The sequence below is a fragment of the Paraburkholderia sp. BR10937 genome (genome assembly GCF_040965695.1).
In the GTDB taxonomy this organism is placed as follows: domain Bacteria; phylum Pseudomonadota; class Gammaproteobacteria; order Burkholderiales; family Burkholderiaceae; genus Paraburkholderia.
Genome location: NZ_JBFRCL010000251.1, coordinates 1 through 244, shown reverse-complemented (window position 1 = coordinate 244; position 244 = coordinate 1). Strand labels below are relative to the sequence as shown.

Here is a 244-nt window from a genome sequence, read left to right as displayed (position 1 = left end):
AGGTTAGCCAGAACACGACGAACATCTCGAACCTGTCGGGTGACGTGAGCGATATTGCTGGCGACGTCACGACCATCAACGGCCAGCTCGCTGACGCGGTGATGTACGACACGTCGACGCACGATTCTGTGACGCTGGGCGGCACGGACCACGCTCCCGTCGTGCTGACGAACGTCGCGGCCGGCCGCCTGAGTGCGTCGAGCGTCGATGCCGTGAACGGTGCGCAGTTGTACAACCTTGCCAG

1 pseudogene is annotated in these 244 nt (G+C 63.1%); it reads left to right on the top strand.

The window, feature by feature from the left end:
* Positions 1 to 244 (top strand): annotated as a pseudogene (locus AB4Y44_RS42850) (hypothetical protein); the annotation flags it as partial.